The organism is Bradyrhizobium sp. SEMIA (genome assembly GCF_014844175.1).
GTDB lineage: Bacteria > Pseudomonadota > Alphaproteobacteria > Rhizobiales > Xanthobacteraceae > Bradyrhizobium > Bradyrhizobium arachidis.
In genome coordinates this window covers 6,107,610-6,127,276 of sequence record NZ_CP046601.1, presented here as the reverse complement: position 1 = coordinate 6,127,276, position 19,667 = coordinate 6,107,610, and the positions used below count along the sequence as shown (strand labels likewise).

Sequence of the window (19,667 nt, the reverse complement as noted above, 5' to 3'; positions counted from 1 at the left end):
TCCTGCGATGAGACGAGGTCGGCGGCGGCCGCTCCTGTGGCCCACCGCGTCAGGGCTGACGCCCACTGGGTTAGGCACGAGGGGGACTGCCCGGCGACCCCAGACGTTGGCTCGGTGCTTTCGGATTCGGAGGGTATGCCAGCGCGAGTCTGGGCCTGTTCTGTATTCATTGAACTTCATGACATGTTTGGTCTCGGCCGATAAGGCGGCTCTATCGGCTAGATCGAGACGTTCGTATGCTAGGAAGCTCAGCTGTCGATAAGCTGACGAGGTCAAGTTATCCGATCGGCTTCGGCCCTACTTTGGCGCCGAACCCCAAAAGGAAGCAGGATCCGTATTATCCTTATCCCGATGACGCTCGCATCATCGATGGCATAGTCAATAGAACGCTGAGCAAGCTCAAAAAGAACGAGCCTAACAAAAGGAAAGCTGCCTGGACGGCCAACCATCAATGGAAGTTTAGTGCTGGCTGCAACTAGAAGAAGGGGAGCATGCGCGAGCCGACAAAGATCGGCAGTACGAGCCTTTGCAAATTGGGTTATTGCGCAACTCGGCGGCGAGGACGTCCGCTCCCCGCGATGAATTGCAAGGTGGAGCTTAAACACCTATCGGAAGTCATAAGGAACTGTTCGTGATATAGTGAGAGCTTGCGGATGACGACGGCAACGCATTTGTGTCCACCGGCACTCGAATGTCGTTGGCGCGAGAGTCTACCCGAAACGGTTTTACTTCGATGCAGCTGTGTCGATGCAAGGCGGCAGAATAGGAGGATACCTTCAGAATCTCGCGCCCATGGCGGGGCCGTCGTGCTTCGCTCGGCGCAATACGGCAACATTGGCTGGTGGTAAGCCGACTTTGCCGAGCAAAGGATGCGAGCACGGCGCTGTGGGGGGAGAATGCCTCTAACAGGAACCCGGCGAGCGCCGGGCGGTGTTGGAGCGCCTTCGCCGAGCCTTGCATGGCATCTCGAGGAGGGATCATGATCGGATCCCGGAGAGAAAGTGATCGGCTTCGATTTTAAGTTGATGGCCGGTTCGGGCAAGCACATTGGCAGATGCCGACACCTGCGACGATGATGCACCTGTGATAAACGCCTTCTGCGCGACCTGCCGGATGTTGCCCGCGACAGTCGTCGACATCGCGGCCGCATGCTGAATATTTTGGGCAATATCTTTCGTGACTGCGCCCTGTTGGTCGATCGCCGCGGCAATCGCTGATGCAATTTGTGAGATTCTGCTAATGCTGTTTCCAATGTTTGTGATGGCGCTGGCCGACTCCAGTGTCGCTGCCTGAATGTCAGCAATCTGCTGTCCGATTTCGACGGTCGCGTTCGCCGTCTGAGTTGCTAACGACTTCACCTCGAGCGCCACAACTGCAAAGCCGCGGCCGGCGCCGCCGGCACGCGCGGCCTCGATTGTTGCATTGAGCGCCAGAAGGTTGGTTTGCCTGGCGATCGCTGCAATCAGGTCAACCACCCCACCGACTTTTGTTGCAGCAGCCGATAGCTGCTTCATCCGGCGATCCGTTTCTGCAGCCTGGCGCACGGCTTCGTGGGCGATCTCCGTTGATCGCGCGACCTGCCGGCCGATTTCGGAAGCGGAGGCCATCATCTCTTCCGTTGCCGCAGCAACCAGCTGAACATTGGCTGACGCCTCCTCCGATGCCGACGCAACGTTATCAGAGATCTCCCGAGTGAGCTGTGCCGTCTCTGTCAGCTCCCGAGCGGAAGCCTCCAGTTCGTTCGACGCGGAAGACATCGTATCAATGACGCTGCTAACGGCGCGTTCAAATGTGCCGGCCAGCTCGCCAAGCTCCGCCTTGCGCCGCTCCGCTGCTACACGGTCCTGCTCTTGACTCGCGGTAAGTTCCTCTTGCAATTTTTCCTTCGATCTCACCTTAAACGCTTCCATGGCCTGAGCCATATCGCCGATCTCGTCTGAGCGGCCAAGACCCGGCAGCGTGACATCGAACCGCCCGGCCGCAAGTTGACGCATCGCCTCGCTCATCCGACTTATAAGCCTTGCCAGCTTCTGACCAACAAGCAACGCAACGAAGCCGATCCCGAGAGTGGCAAGCCCAATTGCCCACACCAAAGCCTCTCGGAGGCGCGACGCACGTTCTTCAACAGAGCTAGCGCGAGCGTCCGCGCCTGCTATCGCTTTCAAAAGAAGGGGACGATTCCGGCCGTAGATTTGGACGAGATCGTCAACTTGGTCGTCCAGCGCCTGCTGCGATACAATCAACGCAAGAAAGCTCGATCGATAAGAGGCAACAAGCTTCTTCAGCTCACTCTTGGATTCCGGGGCAAGTTCTGAAGCAGCAAGTGCGGCCTCGAATTCGACGACGCGCTTTTCCAGCTCATCGCCATACCTCTCCTCATGACGTAGCATGAAATCCTTTTCATGCCGTCGCATCATCAAGATCAACATCGTCAGGTGCGGCTCATTGAAATGTGCAAGTCGCGCTTCTGCCTGATGCACGGCTTCGCGAAGCTTACCTTGGAGCCCATCATTTTCCGTGAGCCCGAGCACCCGCTGCGCGGAGACGATGTTATTAAAACGAGCCGCATAAAGGTTGATTCCGGCGCGAAGGAACTTCACGTCTCTCAGGGGATCGCCCTCGGACGAGGAAGCGGCCCGCTCCTCGATTTGGCCAAGGTCCGCCAGTGCATTACTGATGCCCTCGGCTTGCCGCGCCACCACGGCTTCGTCGCGCCTGCGCAAAAACTCCAACGCCAGCTGCTGCGATTCAAGAAAGGCCTGAGAAAGAGACGTCAGATGGGCGCGAAGATTGGCGCTCTCGCTTACCTCACTCTGCGCCTTCGCGAGATAACTAAGTCCGGCAACGCAAGTCGCGCCAGTGACAAGCACGCTCACGATTCCCAAAAAACCAATTTGAGTGCGTAGGCTCGGTCGAAACCGACGAAGGACCGTTGATCGGAGCCGTTTCGCGATTGTAGGGGCGGTCATCAGACTTCCAATCGAATATGAGGTCGTTTCGCGAAACCCCTAGTTTTGATTGGTTACATAAGATTGAACTCGGTTGTCATCCGAATCATACATGCGCGAATAGTCGAGAGATGGCCACGCACTCTGCAGCGTAGCAGTAATAAACCGACGCATAAATTCTGCAGTTTGCTACTCATGCCCGCAGGATTCGCGCGCAGAATGGCCCATCACAGTTCCGCGGTGAGAATCGTGCCGCGAGGCCCAACCAAAAAGATATTTCGAAGACTCTGCCGTTTCGTCTTTCGAGTGTGCCCCCCGACGGATCGATCGAATATCAGCTTGAAGCCGGGTCGTCCGCTGCCGGAGGGCTCAATCCGCACTTGACTAGTGCGCTGGTCCTTACCTGAATGGAGCTCGCATTCGATCGTCCTGGAATTCCATTAAAGCAGCAGCGATGAAGAGCGTGGGACACTCCGGCGGTTTGAGTCGCCAAGTCGAGTACGCGATGGTCGACTTGGCTTCCTTAGGGCCAGTCGAACGATCTGCGACGGTCTCGCGCTGCTTCCACTTCGCAACAGTCTTTCTGGTTGATCCCGTAGCGCTTGACGCTCTTGACTATTTTGTATTGCTCGGACGGACTGCCTCCGTCGTGGTGGCGCAGCCGTGTAAAACCTGTCCCATAGCGCATCCTTCGAATCGCGCGATAAGAATGCACCATCAAGGCCTGGGACTAAACACCTAGTGCGCTGATGCCGAGGATGTTCAATGCGCCAGGGAGCGTCGATGGTCGCCTCCCACAACCTAAGCGGAAGCGTTCATCCGTACGCCATAGAGAGCGTTAGAAGGACGATCCATTCTTTGAATGGCGGCTGCAGAGGAATTTCGCAAGCGACCTTGTCTTCCTGTACTTGTCGTGCGCCTCTCGCCATCGCAAGTTCAATGTAGATTTGACAAACGACGCGCATGATCCTGAATCGACCACACGCGCATGCAGATCTCCTCCAATCTGGGCGCCTCAATTTAGAAGTTCGGTCGCACGAAAGCAGATCGCGTAGAATAGGCGCCCGTTCGAGGATCGTCCGATCTTCGCCCGACGGCGGACTGTCGAGGCTATGCACCACTGCATTGCTCTTAAGGCCTTGGCCGGGTCGCGCTTATTCTCCTCTTTTCCGAGTAGTAGCTTTTCCGATCGTCGCCTATGACATGCGTATAGGGTGGGCGTGTAGGAATTGGCCGGCCTGTAAACCGGATGGTATGTCGGCAGGTAGCCGGCCAGCCTGGTTTTGCCCAAGGACACGGTTGCCCCGAAGACGAACCACTCTCGTGCCACGTTAGCATCTCGGCGATGACGCCGGTACGACCTTCGTAGATTGTTCGGATGATCATCTGAAAATCTGGATTCCGCTCCGCCTCGAGGAGAGCAATCCGTTCCTGTAAGTTCCGGTTCGCGCTCAATCCGCAGTCTCGAAGGCCATCACGAACGTCTCGACCAATTTGGTCACTTCTGCAGCTTCGCCAGGCGTGATCTGGCCCGACGCCACCGCGCTGAGAATTGCGCCCGTTGCTGAGGCGGCTTCGGCGGCATCTTTGATTGCCGGCAAGTCGAAGGCCTTGCGGGGCGCAGGGACTACACAGAATTTCAGATCGAGCGTGAGGGCCGCCATGCCAATCCTTTGAACGGGAAAATTGAAGGCGCCCGAAATCGCCCAAGTGTCAAAAAAGGCTAAATTTCACCAAAGCCGTCCATTGTGTTGCAGACACGGAGTCAACCGACGCAGCCGCTTGGCTGCGCAGAAAACCAGCGCATCCCAAGTAATGTGGGCCGACTTTAGTCATGACAGCGCTGCTAATATCGGCCTCATATTCGCTCGGGGTCAACATTGTCATCGCAAGAACTTTACACGCCGTCGGTTGCTGCAGCCGATCGGGATCTGATCTTCGTAGTAATCGAGCGCCATCGCGAGCTGTCCGCGCACTACGATGCGGCGGCGTCGGTTTCGGCTAAGCTCGAGGATGGTGCCGAATTTGCTGCCGCCGACGAAGTCACCGGCCAAACGAACCTGGCTCTCACGGAGCATGCAAATGTGCTCATCCGTTCCAAGCCAGCCACGATCGCGGGCGTGATCGCTCTGACCAGATACGTCGCCGGCCTGCGAGAATGGGAGCTGCCCGATGATGATGCGTGGCACCGAGCGTTCTTAGAAGGGCTGGCGGATGCGATCGATGAGATCGGCATGGCGCAGCGGCGTCGGCACATTGGAAATTGAAAAAAAGGACATAGAAATGCGATTTTTCATGTTCTTGTTGATCGGCATAATCGGCTTAGCTTCGGTCGAAACCGTCTCGGCTCGCTCCTGCACCGAGCAAGGAGCGTTGTGCGTGAGTTGGGCGAAAGCAAACGTTCCTGAAGCGGCAAGGCAAAGCGCCTCTATTGGGATATGCCGTGAAGAAATTCCTAAATGCAGAGCGCGTTGCAAGGCCGGCAACAAATACTTCGTCGGGATCGGCGGCTCTAATCAATATCCTATTGATATCTGCAATTAGATCGAACCCAGAGGCCGCACTCAGTTGGCGGCCTCTTTCCACAAAATCCGGGCACAAAAAAAGCCCTCGCCACCCGGGCCCTTTCGGCTCCAGATGACGGGTGTGGAGGTCCAGGGATGTGTGATGCCTGCGCATCGCCCGGGGTCTGCCGGCGCCGAAGGAGCCGGCAGTTATCCACGGCGCGGGCATGCGCTGCGCAGGAAATCTGCGCGCTGACCGATCGGTCTGCAGCAATCTCGCATCAAAAAGCGCTTATCGCGTACAATGGCAGCCTGCCATGCGACATCCTTCCTGCTCGCCGGTCTATCCCGCCAGGTGATCGGCGGTCGCGAGGCCCGGTTAGGATTCGCCTCCGTTGCCGGGCCTCGCTTCTTCGATCCACCATCAGATGTAGAAGAATAGAACCGCCGTCGCGATCGCGAACAGCAGCGAGCCAATCCATACATTCCGGCCCCAGTCATCGGGGGCGAGCACCCCGGATGACGCAGATGATGCCGAGGACCGTAATGAAGGCGCCGAGAAGCAGGACGGGTTTGCCGACAAACGGTGTGATGCCACTACCACATCAAACGCGAACTCAGGCGCCGCTCCGCCATCGAGCCCGCGATCGGCATATGAAGACCGACGGACGCCTCGGCCGCTGCCATCTCAAGGGCCGCGACCGCGATGCGTCAAATGTCGTCCTGACCGCCGTCGGCCACAATCTTCGCCTCGTCCTCCTGGCTGAAGCTTCTGGCTGCACCTAATCCTGAACGCTTTGATGCAGCTGCTCCCTCCACACCCGCGCTCAAACCAGATTCTTAACGGACGACTTTCTACTCCGCGGGTTGCAGGTTCGAGTCCTGCCGGGATCGCCACTTCACTCTCTCCCTCCAGTACTTTCAATGAGTTGCTGGTCGTTTTGGCTCACCGGGTTGGCGGGTGAGCCAACGGCTGTACCCGAAATGATCTTCGCGCCGGCACTCTCGGCGAGCCGGATCCGATTCGCCTCCTCCACGCAGCGCTGCGCTTCGCCGATCGTCTTCCAACCATGCCACGCCATGAGTTCGAACGCAGTGGCACCATTCATGGTATGACGAATTGCTGACGCCTTGCGCAAGCCGTGGGCGCGCCCGGGGACACCAGCCACCCTGCATCGGTCGGCGAACCAATTCCCGAAGCCCGTCGCAGTAAAGGGCTGGCCTTTTTCCGTGGCGAGGAAAGCGAGCTGTTCGGTCTTGGGATGCAATACCAACTCGGCGACGAGTTCTGGCAACAGCGGGATATCAAACTGCCAGGCACGGTGCGGCTGGCGCAAATCTCGGCCTTGGCCGGCATCTCGGCCATAGCGGCGTCATAGACCTCCATGAAGCGTGGGACCAAGGCAGTGCGCCATCTGGGATCCGAAGCCGAACCTTCTTCTGCCCGGGCCGACGAAGAGACCTTCGTCCCGTGTCGGTTGTCGTGCTCGTGCACAAATGGCGGATTACGGCGCTCGATCATTTAACCGCATCCCACTCGTTGACATCATCGTTCTGCGGCGCGGCTACTTCTGGTGCGCCGGCAACCACAATGATCTTGCCGAGCAGGTCGATTTCAACTCGCGCAACCCGTACGCCCCCTTCCACCACGCCTTTGACGGCCCGGGTGACAGGGCCTGTGTGAATGAAAGCGCGCCCCGCGACATAGCTCGAAAGGTCTCCATCTGGGCGCTCGGCCGGCCAAGCCACAGCGCGATCGTGGTTTCGAAACCCGAAAACCGAGGCCCAGATGAAGTTCAGGGAAAGGTTTTCGCAACTACCCGTTGGTGGAATGGATTTAGACAGCACCATTGGGCGACTGCAAGTTGGTAACAAGCTGGTAACAACGAAATATTTACGAGCGCAGCCGAGCGCGTAATAGGTGAATCCATTCAGGTGAAAAGAAAAACCCCGCCTAAGCGGGGTTCTCGCTTTCTGGTCGCCGTTCGCTCACTGACTCGGCGGCTTAAGCGCGAGACGTGCTGGCCGGCCGCCGTAGCTCTCCAGAAGCCGCTTGGCGCGGGCAACGGTGTCTTCGTTCTCCCGCATCGCTGCGAGTTCACGCTCCAGCCTGCTAAAGATCGGCGCGACTTTAGGCCCGTACAACACCACAAGATACGCACACATGGCGAGCGCACGTTCTAGGCGTTCGATTGTGATCGGCTCACTCATATCTGCTCCTGTGACGTTAAGAGCAGATCGCGCTGCATCGGCGCGGCCAAGTTTTCCAGAAGCCGCTTAGCGCGGCCAATGGTGTTATTCTTCTCCCGCATGGCTTCCAGCTCACGTTCCAGACGGTTGAAAATTGGCGCCACCTTTGAGCCGTCCAGAACAACGAGATACGCGCACAATGCGAGCGCTCGCTCGACGCGCTCGATGGTTAGGGGCTCGTGCTCTCTCTATGAGGTGGCCCTATGCGGCGGTGGACGATACGACTTTGTCATCTTCCCCGGCTCCTTTTGGAAATACGTTCATCCTTCTCCGCCGCGATGGCGTCAACGAGCGCCGCGGAATATGCGGCGCGGAATTCCGCCGTTCCCAGCTCTCCGCGCAGCCGCGTGCGCACCCCACCAGGATACACCTGAAACCAATGAGCATACGCGTCCCCCTTGCGTCGGGCAACATATCTGGGCAGTGTGGGTTTCTTTTGCTGGCGTTGCATCAAACTGCCCCTTCTTTGCGACGTTGGGGGCGCGCTTGGCGCGGGTAACGGTGTTGCGGGCGCAAAGCTCCGTCCGCAACGAAATCAAACGGGCGTAGAGAATAAGCCCTGCTTGCACGCCCCGAACTGTAACCCCGCCAGGGTTAATTTTTTCCGAAAGTTGTGGGCGCACGGATACAATGGCGCGTCGTCGTGAAGTCGTCATCGGTGGTTCTCGCTGGCTGTTCAAGCCGTCGCCGGTGACAGACCGGCAGCCGGGGGTTGAACACGTGCGAGAACAGGTCGAACGCTTTTGGGCTTACGCCTTGGACAGCGCGCTCGCCCCCGGCCTTGTGGCCAATGATGTATACGGTATCTCGTGGGCGTTCAAACCCATCAACATCCTGGCGCGAATCGGGTTGTAAAATTACAAAAGGTCCGACACAGCCTCCCCGATCAGCGGACACGAGGCATTGCAGGCGCGCGGTGGATTCGTGATCCGTAAAATGACAACGCCACCGCTGTGAACGGTGGCGCTGTACTGGAGGCGATGCGGCGTATCGTCAACTACGCCGATTCGGCCTTTGTCGGGCTGAGCGTTGCGGTACCCGGCGTGAAGCTCCTGTGGTTGCCCCTACGCTGGAATTTACGTTATACAAGAACATGGCCAAGTCAATATCCGTTAAACAGAAAAAGAGAGGACGTCCTGCCACAGGCAGCGATCCGCTCATGGGCTTCCGAGCTTCGCCGGAGGTGCGCGCTTCCATTGTTAAATGGGCTGAAAATCAGCCGGATGAGCCTTCGCTATCGGAAGCTATCCGCCGCTTGGTCGAAATCGGGCTAAGGGCGAAGAAGTGATCAAGCGCGTGGAAGGCGGGTCGCTGCAATTGCGGCCTGGCCCTCCTTTAGTCCTAAAAGCAGTGATGCGCGACCGAACGATCGGTTAGAGCTACGGAAAACCCTGTTGCATTCGCCCGCTGGTTGAGCGATCAATCTCGGCAACTAGTTCCTCATTCGAGTTACGCGATGCAAGACGAAGATGGTGACGACCTCAACGCCGGTAGTGTGGAAACACAGATTCTGAAATTCCGCCCTCCTCAACGTACGCAAGCAGAGATCGCGGAGGGAGAAGCCCAGATCGTTCAAAATATCAAGGATGTTCGCTACATTGTTCGCGAATATCCCGCCGAGGTCGTCGTTCGAAAGTACCTCGCAGGCAAGGATTCGGATCAAAACGAGATTTATGTACCTGACTATCAAAGGGATCTTATTTGGCCGGCCAAGAACCAATCGAGATTCATCGAGTCTGTTCTGATTGGCATACCAATTCCTTTCCTTTTCGTCGCTGATATCAGCGAAAAGGAAGACCCTGACAGTTCAGGGAGATTGGAAATTGTCGATGGTGTCCAGCGGATAAGAACACTCGTTGAATTCATGTCAGGTCAGTTGGTATTGAGTGACCTCGAGCGCCTAAAGTCACTTAATGGGTTCACCTTCTTTGACCTTCATCCGTCCCGGCAACGCAGATTCAAGCGGTCTACCCTGAGGCTTATAGAGCTGACGGAGACCGTTACTGAAGACGTGCGCAGAGACATGTTTGATCGAATAAATTCGGGATCGGTTGGCCTCGAAGCGGTCGAGGTACGCCGCGGAGTGGAAGCGGGACCGTTCGTTGATCTCACAACTGAGCTGGCTAAAGACCCGCTCTTGCACCAGCTAGCGCCGATTTCGGATTCTCAGCGGAAACGCTTCGAATACGAAGAACTCATTACTCGCTTCTTCGCTTTTTCCGATCGATACGAGAAATTTGGGACCGGCCCCGAGGGCAAAGTCGTTAAAGACTTTCTGCTCACCTACGTGCGCGACAAAAACGGCGAAATCCGTGGCGACAGCTCCGTCGCAACCAAGATGATGGCCGAGTGGAAGAACATGCTCGCATTCGTAGCAAAGAATTTTCCGAACGGATTCGTAAAGGCCGGCCGCGGCCGAAAAGTGCCCCGCGTCAGATTTGAAGCGATAGCTGCGGGAACCAACCTAGCCCTTCGGAATGGAGGACCAATTGACACGACAGCGATAGCCGGCTGGATGGAAAGTGACGAATTCAAAAAGTGGACCACCAGCGATTCCTCAAACAATCGAACAAATCTGCGCGGTCGAATCGATTTCGTGAAAAATAAGTTGCTGGGTCAATGAGCGTGCTACTGGAGGACTTCGACGAGCGGAAACGCCAAGCACGGCACTATCTGTCGGTTGTTATCACGGCAGAACGGATGTCGAGTCTTTCAGCCGCGTCTCGATCGCAGGGCCGAAGACTGCTCACATTACGCGCAGGAACCTTCCTCCTGCTTTACAATATAGTTGAGGCATCCACACGGAGCGCTATCGAAGCTATTCACGACAAGATCACGACCGAGCAAGTCCCGTTCGACCAGCTTTCACTTGTACTCCGTCAGGAAACAATCAGACGGTACAAAAGAAATGCAGATGATAGCACGGACCACGACTGGCAGGATTTCCCCTCCTCGTTCGTTGCGGTTGCCTTGAATGAGGAAGTGAAGCTGTCAGGCAACGTTGATGCCCGCCTCATCCGATCGTTGGGGAATGCCTACGGCTTCGACTGCTACACCAACAAATCTCGAACATGGAACGGCAGCGACCTGCTGACTATTAAGGAATGCCGAAACGATCTGGCACATGGCCTCAAGACCTATGAGGACGTGGGCAAACAATATCCTGCAAAGGAGTTGTTGGCGATCACTCGGCGTTCGCTTGCCTTTATGCGGGAGATTACGGCTAACATAGATCAGTTTTTGACTGATCAGCGCTACTTGCGCTGCCCCACCGCCTCCACGTGACGGAGTATCGCTTGTCCGATCTTCATGCCGAGGGCGGGCGGTACTGCGTTTCCGATGAGCCGGCCAACCTCTTTGAAACTCAATTTCTTTCCCTTCGGAACAAATTCGAAATCACGGGGGAACGATTGCAATAGCGCCCCTTCTCTCAAGGAAATTGCACGGTGCTGCTCAGGATGCCCGAAGCGTCCGTTTCCGAAGCCGTAAAATTGTGTGGTGATCGTTGGTGCGGGCTTGTCCCATGACATCCGACCATACACCGATGGATAGGTCTTTCCTCGCTCGGTTTGATGACAGGCTGCCCGCATTTCCTCTGGCCATTGTCGCCAAGTCCCGGCCTGTTTGGATCTCTTTATTCGCGCCAGATTCGTTGCGGTAAGCGCTCGCGTGGCATGCAGAGTGTCGCGCGCGTGCTTTCCACCCGCCTCGATCGCTGGTAGTCGCCCGATGGCACTTCTCACCGTGCGAGGCTTGCCTTTGTTCGCCGTTGGCAATTCGATTTGGCCCAGCTGAGAGCCTAGTAGAACCAAGCGTCGTCTCTGCTGAGGAACTCCGAAGTTTGATAGATCGAGCACCGACCAGGTGACGTAATAGCCAGCGCCTTGAAGGCCACTCACAAAGTCGGACCACAAGGGAAGATGCGACAACCGCGGAACATTTTCTAACGTCACAATCTCGGGACGGGTCTGTTTAACCAACCGCAAAAATTCCAGCAGCAATTCCCAGCGCCCGTCCGTAGCTCGTCGTTTCGTGGTGTAGCCGGAAAACGGCTGGCACGGCGCGCAGCCCGCCAAGACCCGTATCTGCGCAGATCCAAACAGGGTGAGGAGCGTCGGGGCTGTTACCGAGCGGATGTCACGCTCGATAAACTCAGCGCCGACGTTCGTTTCGAATGGGTAACGACAAGCGGGATCTAGATCGATTCCCGCGAGGATATCCAAGCCGCTTTGTTTCAGCCCGTAAGATAAGCCGGCGGCCCCGCAGAAGAGATCAACCACGCCAATGTTCGACATCCGTGTCCCCAGCCCACAGCGAATCGCGGGGGCACTGTATCAAAAAGCGTATGTATACCGAATTTACTCGGATTTCGTTGCGCCGGACTTAGGACACTGCCGGACGGAATTCCCGCCGCGCTCGCGGATCACCACGACAGCCTCGTGCTTGCCGTTCTGGTTGACGGCATAGCCGCTGCGTCATGATCGGCCACGGCTTTCCAGGCACCAGATCGGCCCGGCTCCGGCCGACCGGGGCCCCGGATGCCCCGGCTCCCGGCCGGTTCCTTTAAACGCTGAAGCCCGTGCCCGTTCGTCTAGGCGAAGCCAAAGCGCGAACACTACGCAATCATGCGAGCACTTATTGTGCCTAACCCTTCTTCTTGGGGGCTCGCTTTAGAAAGGATGCAAGCCGCTTGTTCAGGTACTCCGAGTCGTTCAGTTCGCACTCCCATAGCACCAGCGCCGACCAATTCAGCGCCGCTAGGTCGTTCAGAACGCGTGCGTCCCGTGCCTGATTCGCTAGGATTTTCTCTTCCCAGAAGATGGCGTTGGATTTCGGACGCCGGCCCTTCGGACAGGAATGCCCGTGCCAGAAGCAACCGTGGATGAAGACTGCTTTCCTGTCGCGCGGGAATAGGATGTCGGGTCGGCCCGGAAGCTTCGGCATATGCAGCCGAAAGCGGTAGCCCGCCCGATGGAGGAGAGAGCGAACCAGCAGTTCGGGAGCCGTATCTCGTTGCCGAATGCGAGACATCAGCTTGGAGCGATCTGCTTTCGACAGCCGGTCGGCCATCACCCGCGAGTTCTCCTCCTAAAGGCGATTGGAACAGGCCCCCGCTGCCCTCAAGCCCGGTCGAGCATTCTTTTCACGCTCTTCGCGTCAAACACTCCAAGCCCAAACTCGCCTGCCCAAGCTGCCGCGATCTCGCGAAGGCTCTTGCCCTCCCTCTGCAAGACTTTCCCGCGGGCGAGCGCAGCCTGCTCAGCGACGTTGGGGATCAGGCGCCTGTTCTTGCCTTCGCCCTCGACATCGAAACCAAAGGGCCGCTTGCCGCCGTTGAACAAGCGGTGAGATGCGCGGTGTCGCTTCACGTCGCGCACGCGCTCGCGGATCCGGTCGCGCTCATTCTCCGCCACGGCGGACAAGATCGTAAAGACCAGTTTGCTGATGCCGTTGCCGGTGACGTCGCCGCCCAGGTCGATCATATGCAGGGCGACCTTGTCGTCTTTCAACTGCTCCAGCGTGCCAAGGGCATCCGCGGCCGATCGGAAAGCGCGATCAAGCTTCGCGGTGATCACCACGTCGCCAGATTGGAGCGATGCCAGCAAACGCTGCCCCTCCGGCCTATCGGCGAGAGGCACAGAGCCAGACACGCCGGCCTCGACGAAGAACTCAGCCACCGACCAGCCCTTTATCATGGCGTAGCCGGTAATTTGCTGACGCTGGGTGTCCAGGGATAGGCCGCCATTGGCCTGTTCGGCGGTGCTGACCCGGCAGTATCCATAGACCTTCATGGCGTTCTCTGTGGCGTTGCTTTAGCAATGCCACATTATCAGCAATGCCACAGGCAAAGGCAAGGGAAACCAGACAGCGCAAGTTCAATCACAGGACGCGCGAATAGTTGTTCTTGACCACGGGATGTGATCTTTTCTCGCGCACAGATGGGCGTGGTCCGTGCATGCTCGGTGGCTCGACTGAGCGCTGCGTCGGACTCATAAGGGCTGGTGCGGGCCATCCCCTGTCGCCCAGGTTGGGGGTGAAATGACCGGATTGATAGTAATTGGCGGAATTGTCGCGTTCTTACCGTTTCTCATCTGCGCGACTGGGCGCGGCGGTGTTTGGAAATTCCTTTGTCTGCTGTGTTGCGTCCTCGCTTTATTTGGAAGCGTGAGCATTGTCGGTGGCGTTGTCGCTTGGATTTTGGCGTGGGTCTTCGCTGGCGTTGCTCTCTCTGCCGCTCATACCGAGAGACGCTTGGCTCGCATGGAGAGCAGATCACGCATGGCAAGCGGCCCCTCGACCGGACCATTTATCCCGGATGGAGTTGAAGCCGGCGTCCCATATCGAGTGCTCAAGAATGGCGCTATCGACGCCATGATGCAGGGGTCGGTGGTACGCTTTGCGAACATGGATCGTTTGCTTGATGCAACGTCCGGAGGATTTTTGCCTTCCGCAAATGGTGTTGATCCGGCACCGGAGGACTTCGGATCGGACGAGAGGCATCCTTGGAAGTTAAATCGCGATCTTGCTTGCTTGATCGTGGTTGCGCTCGTTGTGATTGCGATCGTCTATCTTGCGCGAGGCGCTTGACGTGTCTCCGCGCGCTCCTAGGCGCTCCCCTGTGGACCGTGGCTAACTAACTAGTCTTTGATTCAGCTATTGCGGGGATGGAGATGGCTGACCGGGATCCGGTAGAAGTGCTTAGGCTCACCATCGAAACGGGTTCGACCATACGTAAGCTCGCCACCTTCAACCTGATAGAAAATGGCGACATCGAGATCGACTTCAAAGCAGCCTTGTGGCATCGCGACGACCCGAACAGCGTCGAAAGATCAACCAAGATAATCGCTGAACAAATCTCGATCCACTCCTCGCGACAATCAATAACAGGCAATCAGATCACGCGGACGCGGATTCTAGAGGGTGGCGAGAAACGGCGCCTTGTGCAGTTTACAAAAGCGCTCAAGACGAACAACAACTTCGCACCTGTCTACTACCGGATTTTCCCACATCTAGACAACGCAGAAACGGAGATCGACGACGGCCTCCAACAAACAATTCATCTCGGCTCGATCGACGAAAGACATTTCAGCGTCATTGCCGGCGTGTATGTCGCCAACCATGACCGCAAATTCGGCCCCTTCCCGCTGCGCTACCGTTGTAAAGTGCAACAACGCTCACTTGGCGCCTTCAACCTCGTAATCCTGTATTCATTTCTCAGCTTTCCAGCGGCAGAGGACGGAACAGCAGCATTCCCGAAATCGTCTCGCGACGACGCCATCCAGCATCCAGAATTCGACGGCCTAGACGAGATTGGATCGCTTCGCGATTTCGAGAACGTTCGAAATCACCTCAGGCAGAACTATTGCCAGCGAATAGAAGACACCACGGGCATAACTGGCGAGGACTGGACCCGTATAGGAAAATTTTTCGCCTACGGTATGCCCGACGCAAACGAAAGAGTGAAGGCTCATCTGTCAAAGATTGATCGCTGGAGGCGCAACGTCGAGGGCCGTTTCGGCGGCAGCTGAGCGGAGCCTGCTCGTCGCTAAACGTATGTCCGGCGGCGGTCGCATTCGCAGTCGCCCGGTGTAATCGAGGAATCGGAGAGCCAATTGCTCGAAGGGGCGCAGCGCTGTGGGCTTGGGCCGGAGTAACCACGAGGCTCTCGGCGCGCTCGCGTTCGGTCCGCGAACCAACATGGCCGGCGCGCCGGCCGCGATGGCTGCCTCGCCGGTGGTGCCGGCAGGCGTTGTGGCGAGTTGCGCAAAGACCGTCGGCTCCCCGGGATGCGCAGGCGCCGGGCTCGGTGGCGACCTTAAGGAAGGCCGCGCGGAGGGCGCCTGGTGTGCGGCGGTCGATGCTGTCAGCTTGTTGCGCCTGTCCTTCGCTTCCTTCGCCAGCCGCTTCGCCGTCGCGGCCTTGCACGCCCGACACTGCCGTTTGAAGTGGCCGGGCTTTGTCGACTTCGCGAGCTTGGTATTCTGTGGCGTGTACTCGTGCCCCCTGGGGCAGTGCGTCTTGCTTGATTGGAAGCTTTTGCAAGTGATCACGCTGCGCTCTCTTTGCCTCGGCGGATCCACTGTCCGCCTCATCCTGTCCCCAGGGGGATGAAATCAATCAGCAATTCTGGGGGACCGGCGCCCCTGCCCTAACTGCTGCCCCAACATCCCCGGGCTCGCCAGTCAACGGCCCGCCGTAATCTCGGCCAAGCCGCGCGAAGATGAGAGCGAGAATCTGCTCTGGATCCTTCTGAAGGGTGACCGGCTGGTAATCGGCGTGGGCGATTGGAGGGCCCGTGTCCCTGAAGGTGTGACTGTAGGCATGCCCCGCCTTCTCGATCTGGCGCTCTTTCACTGGCCAGCTCCGAACTGCGATTGCCGCGGCGCTAACCGCGGCGCCTCTTCCGGCGGCACGTCGCTGTAACACGGCGCAATCGTCTGCCACCATGCCTCGAAGCTTTCGAACTCCGCCAGCTCGTCACCTCGCGGTAATCCGCCCACGGTCAGAGCCATCTCGCCGGCGGCATGCGCGGCCTCTGCGGCCCGCTTGGCGAATGCCTCCAAATCCTCGCTAGTTTCGCGTTTCCACCTCAGTGTGCCGGCATAAGCCCAATTGATCGGCCCTGGGAGCCCACCTCCACCAACAAAATTCGGAAGGTCTTGTCGGTCGGATGGCGCTTCGCGTTACCACCATAGCGAACCCATTGTCGCCCGCATCGGAGATGGATTTTGATGAACACTAGCGGACTTGGGTCGGACGCTTCCCAAACGGTCTGCAAGCATTCGCAGTCAAAGTTTGAGCAAGTTAGCTTAGTCCCTCCTGCGCGATGAGGGCTGCCGTGCCCAGCACGATTTTCTTGATTCTCCGTGGTCCAACCGCTCAGCACACCATTGTTCTCTGGCATGTCGATGACCAGCGGGACGCTCGCTTCGGGCGGCAGCCTTGTTCGAACATCCGCGAAAACTCCTGTCCGGCCGCGATTCACGCGGCTGAACAGCAAAATTGATCGAAGTGCCAGTTGGTGCAGGAAACGCTTGGCATGCCGGCGAGCACTGGCAGTTTTTAAGGCGCACCGATCCGCAGCTCGCGCTCCAGTGCCCCTCGAATGATTCCCTCGTCATCGGCCACGAACCCGTCGCGGTCCTTGCCTTGGCTATTTCGATTCCGATCTGCATCGAGCTCTCCTCTCATCCTACCTGGCGGCGAAAGGGGTTAGCAGGCTCCATTCGGTGACTCACAGCTTTCTGGTGGCGCGAAGCGCGCGATCCGTGTCCAAGTTCTGACACGGGGCAAAGTCCGTCAGGTGCAAAACACCGGCTGCGTTTGGGGCCCCTTGGAGTTTTCAAAGCGTAGTCAGGCGCTTGACGCGTGCTGACGAAGCTGGCACGCCTGTTGCAATTGGGATGCAGAAACACGGAGTGAGGGCTGAGCGCACAAATGCCCAAAACGAGTGATGCTCGCCTTCTCTTGATCCCGTGTGCTCTGTTTCTGAGAGAGAGACAGGCTAGCACACGAAGTCGCGCAAAGAGTGGCAATAGTTTTGGAGAGCAACAACATGGTGCTGCGCATGGAGTCCCCAGCTCCCCCGATCAAGGTGGAGAACTGGCTGCGAGGCGAGCCCCTCACGAGCTTCCAGCCCGGGAAGGTGTACATCGTCGAATTTTGGGCAACTTGGTGCGGACCATGTGCGGCAGTGATGCCTCATCTAGTACAGCTGCAAGAGAAATACACAGACAGCGGACTTGAGGTGCTCGGCGTCGCAGCTTACGAAAAAGCTGCAACGGCGGACGAGGCCCGAACAAACTTGGACGCGTGGTTGACCGACAAGTTCTCGAACCTGAACTATCGGATAGGGTTCGACTCCACAGGCGAAATCAGCAAGCTTTGGATGGACTCCAGCTTTTCTGTCGGGATTCCCACCTCGTTCGTGGTTGACCGTGACGGCCACATCGCTTTTATCGGTCCTCCGATGCAGCTCGATGACGTCTTGCCGAAAGTTCTTAACGGCAGCTGGCGGACCAGCGATGAAGCTAAAGCCGCCGATACAGAGCGGATCGAAACCGGACGACGCGAAATGGACGAAAGGACGCGCAAGCGGGCGTTGACTGAGCCGATTCTCGCCGCGATGAAGGCGGAGGATTGGGCAAAGGCGGTTTCGGCGGTCGAAGAGGCCGTCGCGGTGATGCCGGATGACCTCAACTTCCGCGTGCGCCATGCGGATCTGTTGCTTCACAAACTGCGCAACATGCAGACCGGCTTGCCGGTTATGAGGCAATTCGCTCGCGACGCGATTGACAAAAACAATGAGCTGTGGATGGAAGAGGCGCTGCGCCAACTCTTCAATCCGGCGAATGACAACTCCCACTTCCCGTCTGTCGAGCGCCTTGCGATGGGGAAAGAGTTGTCCGAACACATTCTTGCACTGAATCCTCCGCGACGGGACGGTGGCTTCAAGTACCTATCCTATGGGGCGGTCGCGCAGTATTATTACGAGAGCGGCAATAAGCATCGCGCAATCGAATTGGTCGAAGTGGCGTTGAACTCGCTAGGCGGTCCTGAGCCTATCCCCGACGTACTGAAACAGCACGTCATGCCGCGGTTGGTCGAAGCGCTGGCCAACTACAAGGGTGAGACGGCTTGCTATGAGAGTGTTTGTGCAACTCCGCAAGGCGGGCTTCCGAGAGCGTCAAAGCGCAGGCAAGGGAGCAAAAAGAAAAAAGAAGGGTGATAGTCGGAATTGCTCGCTGGCCATCATCCATTTCTCCGGCGGCGAGTGGCAACCAAATCTGACGGTCTGGCGTTTACACGAAAATGCCATCCGAGTCGCACCGATGCGCCCCTCGTGGTGCTTTGCCCGCTTCTACCAGACCTCGTCGGGCCTCCAAAGAAGCTCTCGATGTGCCGATCGAAAGCCTGCCGAATATGTCGGATGTGGGTTGGACGGTAGCAAGCCTGTGTTCTTGCGTGGAGGCGCAGAAATCCGAGGTAGATGGGGACCAGATTGCGTTCCAGCCGGTAGAAGGCGGAAATCGCTACCCCCCTCGGTGGGGCCATCGCCGTGAACCACGGCATTTCGTACAGTGTATGCGTAGAGAACATCCTCGACGATTTGCACCGCCCGACCGCAGTCTGTCCACCTCCCGGCAAACGCACGCCGCCACGCAAGGCCTTCAGACTTGTCTTCGCGGTGGAGCACTGCGAGCGCTTCGAGCGCGGCCACAAGACGGACCAGGCGGATACGATCGTGAGCCGCGGTCACGACCAGCAGCGAAGCACCCCGGAGATAGCGGTGAACCGTCTCCCTGCTGACGCCGAGTTCACGCGCCATAACAGCCTTCTTGGCGCCAGCGGCCACTCTCTGCAGCAGTTGCTTGACCTGATAGGGAGTCAACGCACGCCTGCGCCCCTTGTAGCCCCCCTCGCCTTCGCGAGCGCCACGCCTTCGCGCTGCCTCTCCCGAATCAACGCGCGCTCGAACTTCGCAAACGAACCCATGACGTTCAAGAGAAGCTGCGATAAGGGCGACGCCTCGGCGGTGAACGTGAGGCTCTCCTTGATAAGCTGAACACGGACGCCCCTCTCGGTGAGCATCCTAACGGGACTGGCGAAGGTCTTCAAGGTTTCGTGGCAGGCGGTCCATGGAGTGAACCACGACCGTATCGCGCTGACGCACGTATGCCACCAATTCCGTGAGCGCGGGCCGGTCGGTGTCCTCGCCAGAGGCCTGATCGGTGAAAGTACGGTAAAGCTCGATGCCGGCAAGTTGTCGATCGGTCTTCTGATCAAGCGTGCTTACCCTTATACGGCCGCGATCAATTCCTCGAATTCGGTAAACTGCGGGGCACGACGCACCCCAGTTGACTTAGAACAGCGATGCTACAAGCCTCAAACTCGTCAGAGTTGTCCAGCCGCGCAGGCAGTCTTCGTTCACCAATCGTGGCGAATGAACCTTGCCGCCATCAGG

The 19,667-nt window shown here is 57.8% G+C and carries 18 protein-coding genes and 3 pseudogenes; 10 read left to right on the top strand and 11 right to left on the bottom strand.

What is annotated here, in order from left to right:
• Nucleotides 1-977 precede the first annotated feature (977 nt).
• The 3 genes and pseudogenes from FOM02_RS29740 to FOM02_RS29730 all read right to left on the bottom strand — a co-directional run bounded on the left by FOM02_RS29740 (nt 978) and on the right by FOM02_RS29730 (nt 4,612).
• On the bottom strand, nt 978-2,876 hold the full coding sequence (locus FOM02_RS29740) for a methyl-accepting chemotaxis protein (protein WP_265440364.1): 1,899 nt from the start codon (nt 2,874-2,876) through the stop codon (nt 978-980).
• A gap of 579 nt (nt 2,877-3,455) precedes the next feature.
• Nucleotides 3,456-3,629, bottom strand: a pseudogene (locus tag FOM02_RS29735) (IS481 family transposase); the annotation flags it as partial.
• Between the two features lie 770 nt (nt 3,630-4,399).
• Complete coding sequence (locus FOM02_RS29730; RefSeq protein ID WP_265440363.1) at nt 4,400-4,612, bottom strand: hypothetical protein; 213 nt, start codon at nt 4,610-4,612, stop codon at nt 4,400-4,402.
• Between the two features lie 216 nt (nt 4,613-4,828).
• Here FOM02_RS29730 and FOM02_RS29725 point away from each other — a divergent pair, with 216 nt between their 5' ends.
• The 3 genes and pseudogenes from FOM02_RS29725 to FOM02_RS29715 all read left to right on the top strand — a co-directional run.
• The gene (locus tag FOM02_RS29725) at nt 4,829-5,215 is read left to right on the top strand and encodes a hypothetical protein (RefSeq protein WP_265440362.1); all 387 of its coding nucleotides are present in this window, start codon (nt 4,829-4,831) and stop codon (nt 5,213-5,215) included.
• Nucleotides 5,172-5,492, top strand: coding sequence for a hypothetical protein (locus tag FOM02_RS29720; protein WP_265442296.1), 321 nt, complete (start codon nt 5,172-5,174; stop codon nt 5,490-5,492). Before FOM02_RS29725 ends, FOM02_RS29720 begins: the two co-directional genes overlap by 44 nt.
• A gap of 564 nt (nt 5,493-6,056) precedes the next feature.
• Nucleotides 6,057-6,211 (top strand): annotated as a pseudogene (locus tag FOM02_RS29715) (transposase); the annotation flags it as partial.
• 140 nt (nt 6,212-6,351) lie between these two features.
• Here FOM02_RS29715 and FOM02_RS29710 read toward each other — a convergent pair.
• The 4 genes from FOM02_RS29710 to FOM02_RS29695 all read right to left on the bottom strand — a co-directional run bounded on the left by FOM02_RS29710 (nt 6,352) and on the right by FOM02_RS29695 (nt 7,842).
• The gene (locus FOM02_RS29710) at nt 6,352-6,789 is read right to left on the bottom strand and encodes a hypothetical protein (RefSeq protein WP_265440361.1); all 438 of its coding nucleotides are present in this window, start codon (nt 6,787-6,789) and stop codon (nt 6,352-6,354) included.
• A 181-nt stretch (nt 6,790-6,970) separates the two neighbouring features.
• Complete coding sequence (locus FOM02_RS29705; protein WP_265440360.1) at nt 6,971-7,303, bottom strand: hypothetical protein; 333 nt, start codon at nt 7,301-7,303, stop codon at nt 6,971-6,973.
• A 138-nt stretch (nt 7,304-7,441) separates the two neighbouring features.
• Nucleotides 7,442-7,663 carry a hypothetical protein gene (locus tag FOM02_RS29700; RefSeq protein ID WP_265440359.1) on the bottom strand — a complete coding sequence of 74 codons (222 nt, stop codon included), beginning with the start codon at nt 7,661-7,663 and terminating at the stop codon, nt 7,442-7,444.
• Entirely contained in the window at nt 7,660-7,842 is a 183-nt protein-coding gene (locus tag FOM02_RS29695) for a hypothetical protein (RefSeq protein WP_265440358.1), read from the bottom strand. The genes FOM02_RS29700 and FOM02_RS29695 overlap by 4 nt, the downstream gene beginning before the upstream one ends.
• Nucleotides 7,843-8,332: 490 nt before the next feature.
• Here FOM02_RS29695 and FOM02_RS29690 point away from each other — a divergent pair, with 490 nt between their 5' ends.
• From FOM02_RS29690 to FOM02_RS29680, 3 genes are all read left to right on the top strand, one after another.
• Nucleotides 8,333-8,557 carry a hypothetical protein gene (locus FOM02_RS29690; RefSeq protein ID WP_265440357.1) on the top strand — a complete coding sequence of 75 codons (225 nt, stop codon included), beginning with the start codon at nt 8,333-8,335 and terminating at the stop codon, nt 8,555-8,557.
• Nucleotides 8,558-9,158: 601 nt separating this feature from the next.
• Nucleotides 9,159-10,325, top strand: coding sequence for a DUF262 domain-containing protein (locus FOM02_RS29685; RefSeq protein WP_265440356.1), 1,167 nt, complete (start codon nt 9,159-9,161; stop codon nt 10,323-10,325).
• Entirely contained in the window at nt 10,322-10,987 is a 666-nt protein-coding gene (locus FOM02_RS29680; protein ID WP_265440355.1) for an MAE_28990/MAE_18760 family HEPN-like nuclease, read from the top strand. The genes FOM02_RS29685 and FOM02_RS29680 overlap by 4 nt, the downstream gene beginning before the upstream one ends.
• On the opposite strand, the gene FOM02_RS29675 is transcribed toward FOM02_RS29680, so the two are convergent.
• The 3 genes from FOM02_RS29675 to FOM02_RS29665 form a co-directional block, all read right to left on the bottom strand.
• The gene (locus tag FOM02_RS29675) at nt 10,957-11,997 is read right to left on the bottom strand and encodes a DNA cytosine methyltransferase (RefSeq protein ID WP_265440354.1); all 1,041 of its coding nucleotides are present in this window, start codon (nt 11,995-11,997) and stop codon (nt 10,957-10,959) included. The two genes, FOM02_RS29680 and FOM02_RS29675, sit on opposite strands and share 31 nt — an antisense overlap.
• Before the next feature lie 349 nt (nt 11,998-12,346).
• A complete protein-coding gene (locus tag FOM02_RS29670) occupies nt 12,347-12,772 on the bottom strand; it encodes a very short patch repair endonuclease (protein WP_265440353.1) in 426 nt (141 codons plus the stop codon).
• Nucleotides 12,773-12,822: 50 nt separating this feature from the next.
• The gene (locus FOM02_RS29665) at nt 12,823-13,494 is read right to left on the bottom strand and encodes a recombinase family protein (protein WP_265440352.1); all 672 of its coding nucleotides are present in this window, start codon (nt 13,492-13,494) and stop codon (nt 12,823-12,825) included.
• A gap of 247 nt (nt 13,495-13,741) precedes the next feature.
• On the opposite strand from FOM02_RS29665, the gene FOM02_RS29660 reads away from it, so the two are divergent.
• The 4 genes from FOM02_RS29660 to FOM02_RS29645 all read left to right on the top strand — a co-directional run bounded on the left by FOM02_RS29660 (nt 13,742) and on the right by FOM02_RS29645 (nt 18,431).
• The gene (locus tag FOM02_RS29660; RefSeq protein ID WP_265440351.1) at nt 13,742-14,290 is read left to right on the top strand and encodes a hypothetical protein; all 549 of its coding nucleotides are present in this window, start codon (nt 13,742-13,744) and stop codon (nt 14,288-14,290) included.
• Nucleotides 14,291-14,373: 83 nt separating this feature from the next.
• Nucleotides 14,374-15,231: a hypothetical protein gene (locus FOM02_RS29655; RefSeq protein WP_265440350.1), complete on the top strand. Its 858-nt coding sequence runs from the start codon at nt 14,374-14,376 to the stop codon at nt 15,229-15,231.
• A gap of 169 nt (nt 15,232-15,400) precedes the next feature.
• Nucleotides 15,401-15,814 carry a hypothetical protein gene (locus tag FOM02_RS29650; RefSeq protein WP_265440349.1) on the top strand — a complete coding sequence of 138 codons (414 nt, stop codon included), beginning with the start codon at nt 15,401-15,403 and terminating at the stop codon, nt 15,812-15,814.
• 1,444 nt (nt 15,815-17,258) lie between these two features.
• Complete coding sequence (locus FOM02_RS29645; protein WP_265440348.1) at nt 17,259-18,431, top strand: TlpA disulfide reductase family protein; 1,173 nt, start codon at nt 17,259-17,261, stop codon at nt 18,429-18,431.
• A gap of 549 nt (nt 18,432-18,980) precedes the next feature.
• Here FOM02_RS29645 and FOM02_RS29640 read toward each other — a convergent pair.
• A pseudogene (locus FOM02_RS29640) lies at nt 18,981-19,529 on the bottom strand (recombinase family protein); the annotation flags it as partial.
• Nucleotides 19,530-19,667 lie beyond the last annotated feature (138 nt).

Bases quoted from the DNA above. Each gene is read 5' to 3' on its own strand.
- FOM02_RS29730 (WP_265440363.1), bottom strand. From the start codon at position 4,612: ATGGCGGCCCTCACGCTCGATCTGAAATTCTGTGTAGTCCCTGCGCCC.
- FOM02_RS29720 (WP_265442296.1), top strand. From the start codon at position 5,172: ATGAGATCGGCATGGCGCAGCGGCGTCGGCACATTGGAAATTGAAAAA.
- FOM02_RS29705 (WP_265440360.1), bottom strand. From the start codon at position 7,303: ATGGTGCTGTCTAAATCCATTCCACCAACGGGTAGTTGCGAAAACCTT.
- FOM02_RS29700 (WP_265440359.1), bottom strand. From the start codon at position 7,663: ATGAGTGAGCCGATCACAATCGAACGCCTAGAACGTGCGCTCGCCATG.
- FOM02_RS29690 (WP_265440357.1), top strand. From the start codon at position 8,333: ATGGCGCGTCGTCGTGAAGTCGTCATCGGTGGTTCTCGCTGGCTGTTC.
- FOM02_RS29685 (WP_265440356.1), top strand. From the start codon at position 9,159: ATGCAAGACGAAGATGGTGACGACCTCAACGCCGGTAGTGTGGAAACA.
- FOM02_RS29680 (WP_265440355.1), top strand. From the start codon at position 10,322: ATGAGCGTGCTACTGGAGGACTTCGACGAGCGGAAACGCCAAGCACGG.
- FOM02_RS29675 (WP_265440354.1), bottom strand. From the start codon at position 11,997: ATGTCGAACATTGGCGTGGTTGATCTCTTCTGCGGGGCCGCCGGCTTA.
- FOM02_RS29670 (WP_265440353.1), bottom strand. From the start codon at position 12,772: ATGGCCGACCGGCTGTCGAAAGCAGATCGCTCCAAGCTGATGTCTCGC.
- FOM02_RS29665 (WP_265440352.1), bottom strand. From the start codon at position 13,494: ATGAAGGTCTATGGATACTGCCGGGTCAGCACCGCCGAACAGGCCAAT.
- FOM02_RS29660 (WP_265440351.1), top strand. From the start codon at position 13,742: ATGACCGGATTGATAGTAATTGGCGGAATTGTCGCGTTCTTACCGTTT.
- FOM02_RS29655 (WP_265440350.1), top strand. From the start codon at position 14,374: ATGGCTGACCGGGATCCGGTAGAAGTGCTTAGGCTCACCATCGAAACG.
- FOM02_RS29650 (WP_265440349.1), top strand. From the start codon at position 15,401: ATGGCCGGCGCGCCGGCCGCGATGGCTGCCTCGCCGGTGGTGCCGGCA.
- FOM02_RS29645 (WP_265440348.1), top strand. From the start codon at position 17,259: ATGGTGCTGCGCATGGAGTCCCCAGCTCCCCCGATCAAGGTGGAGAAC.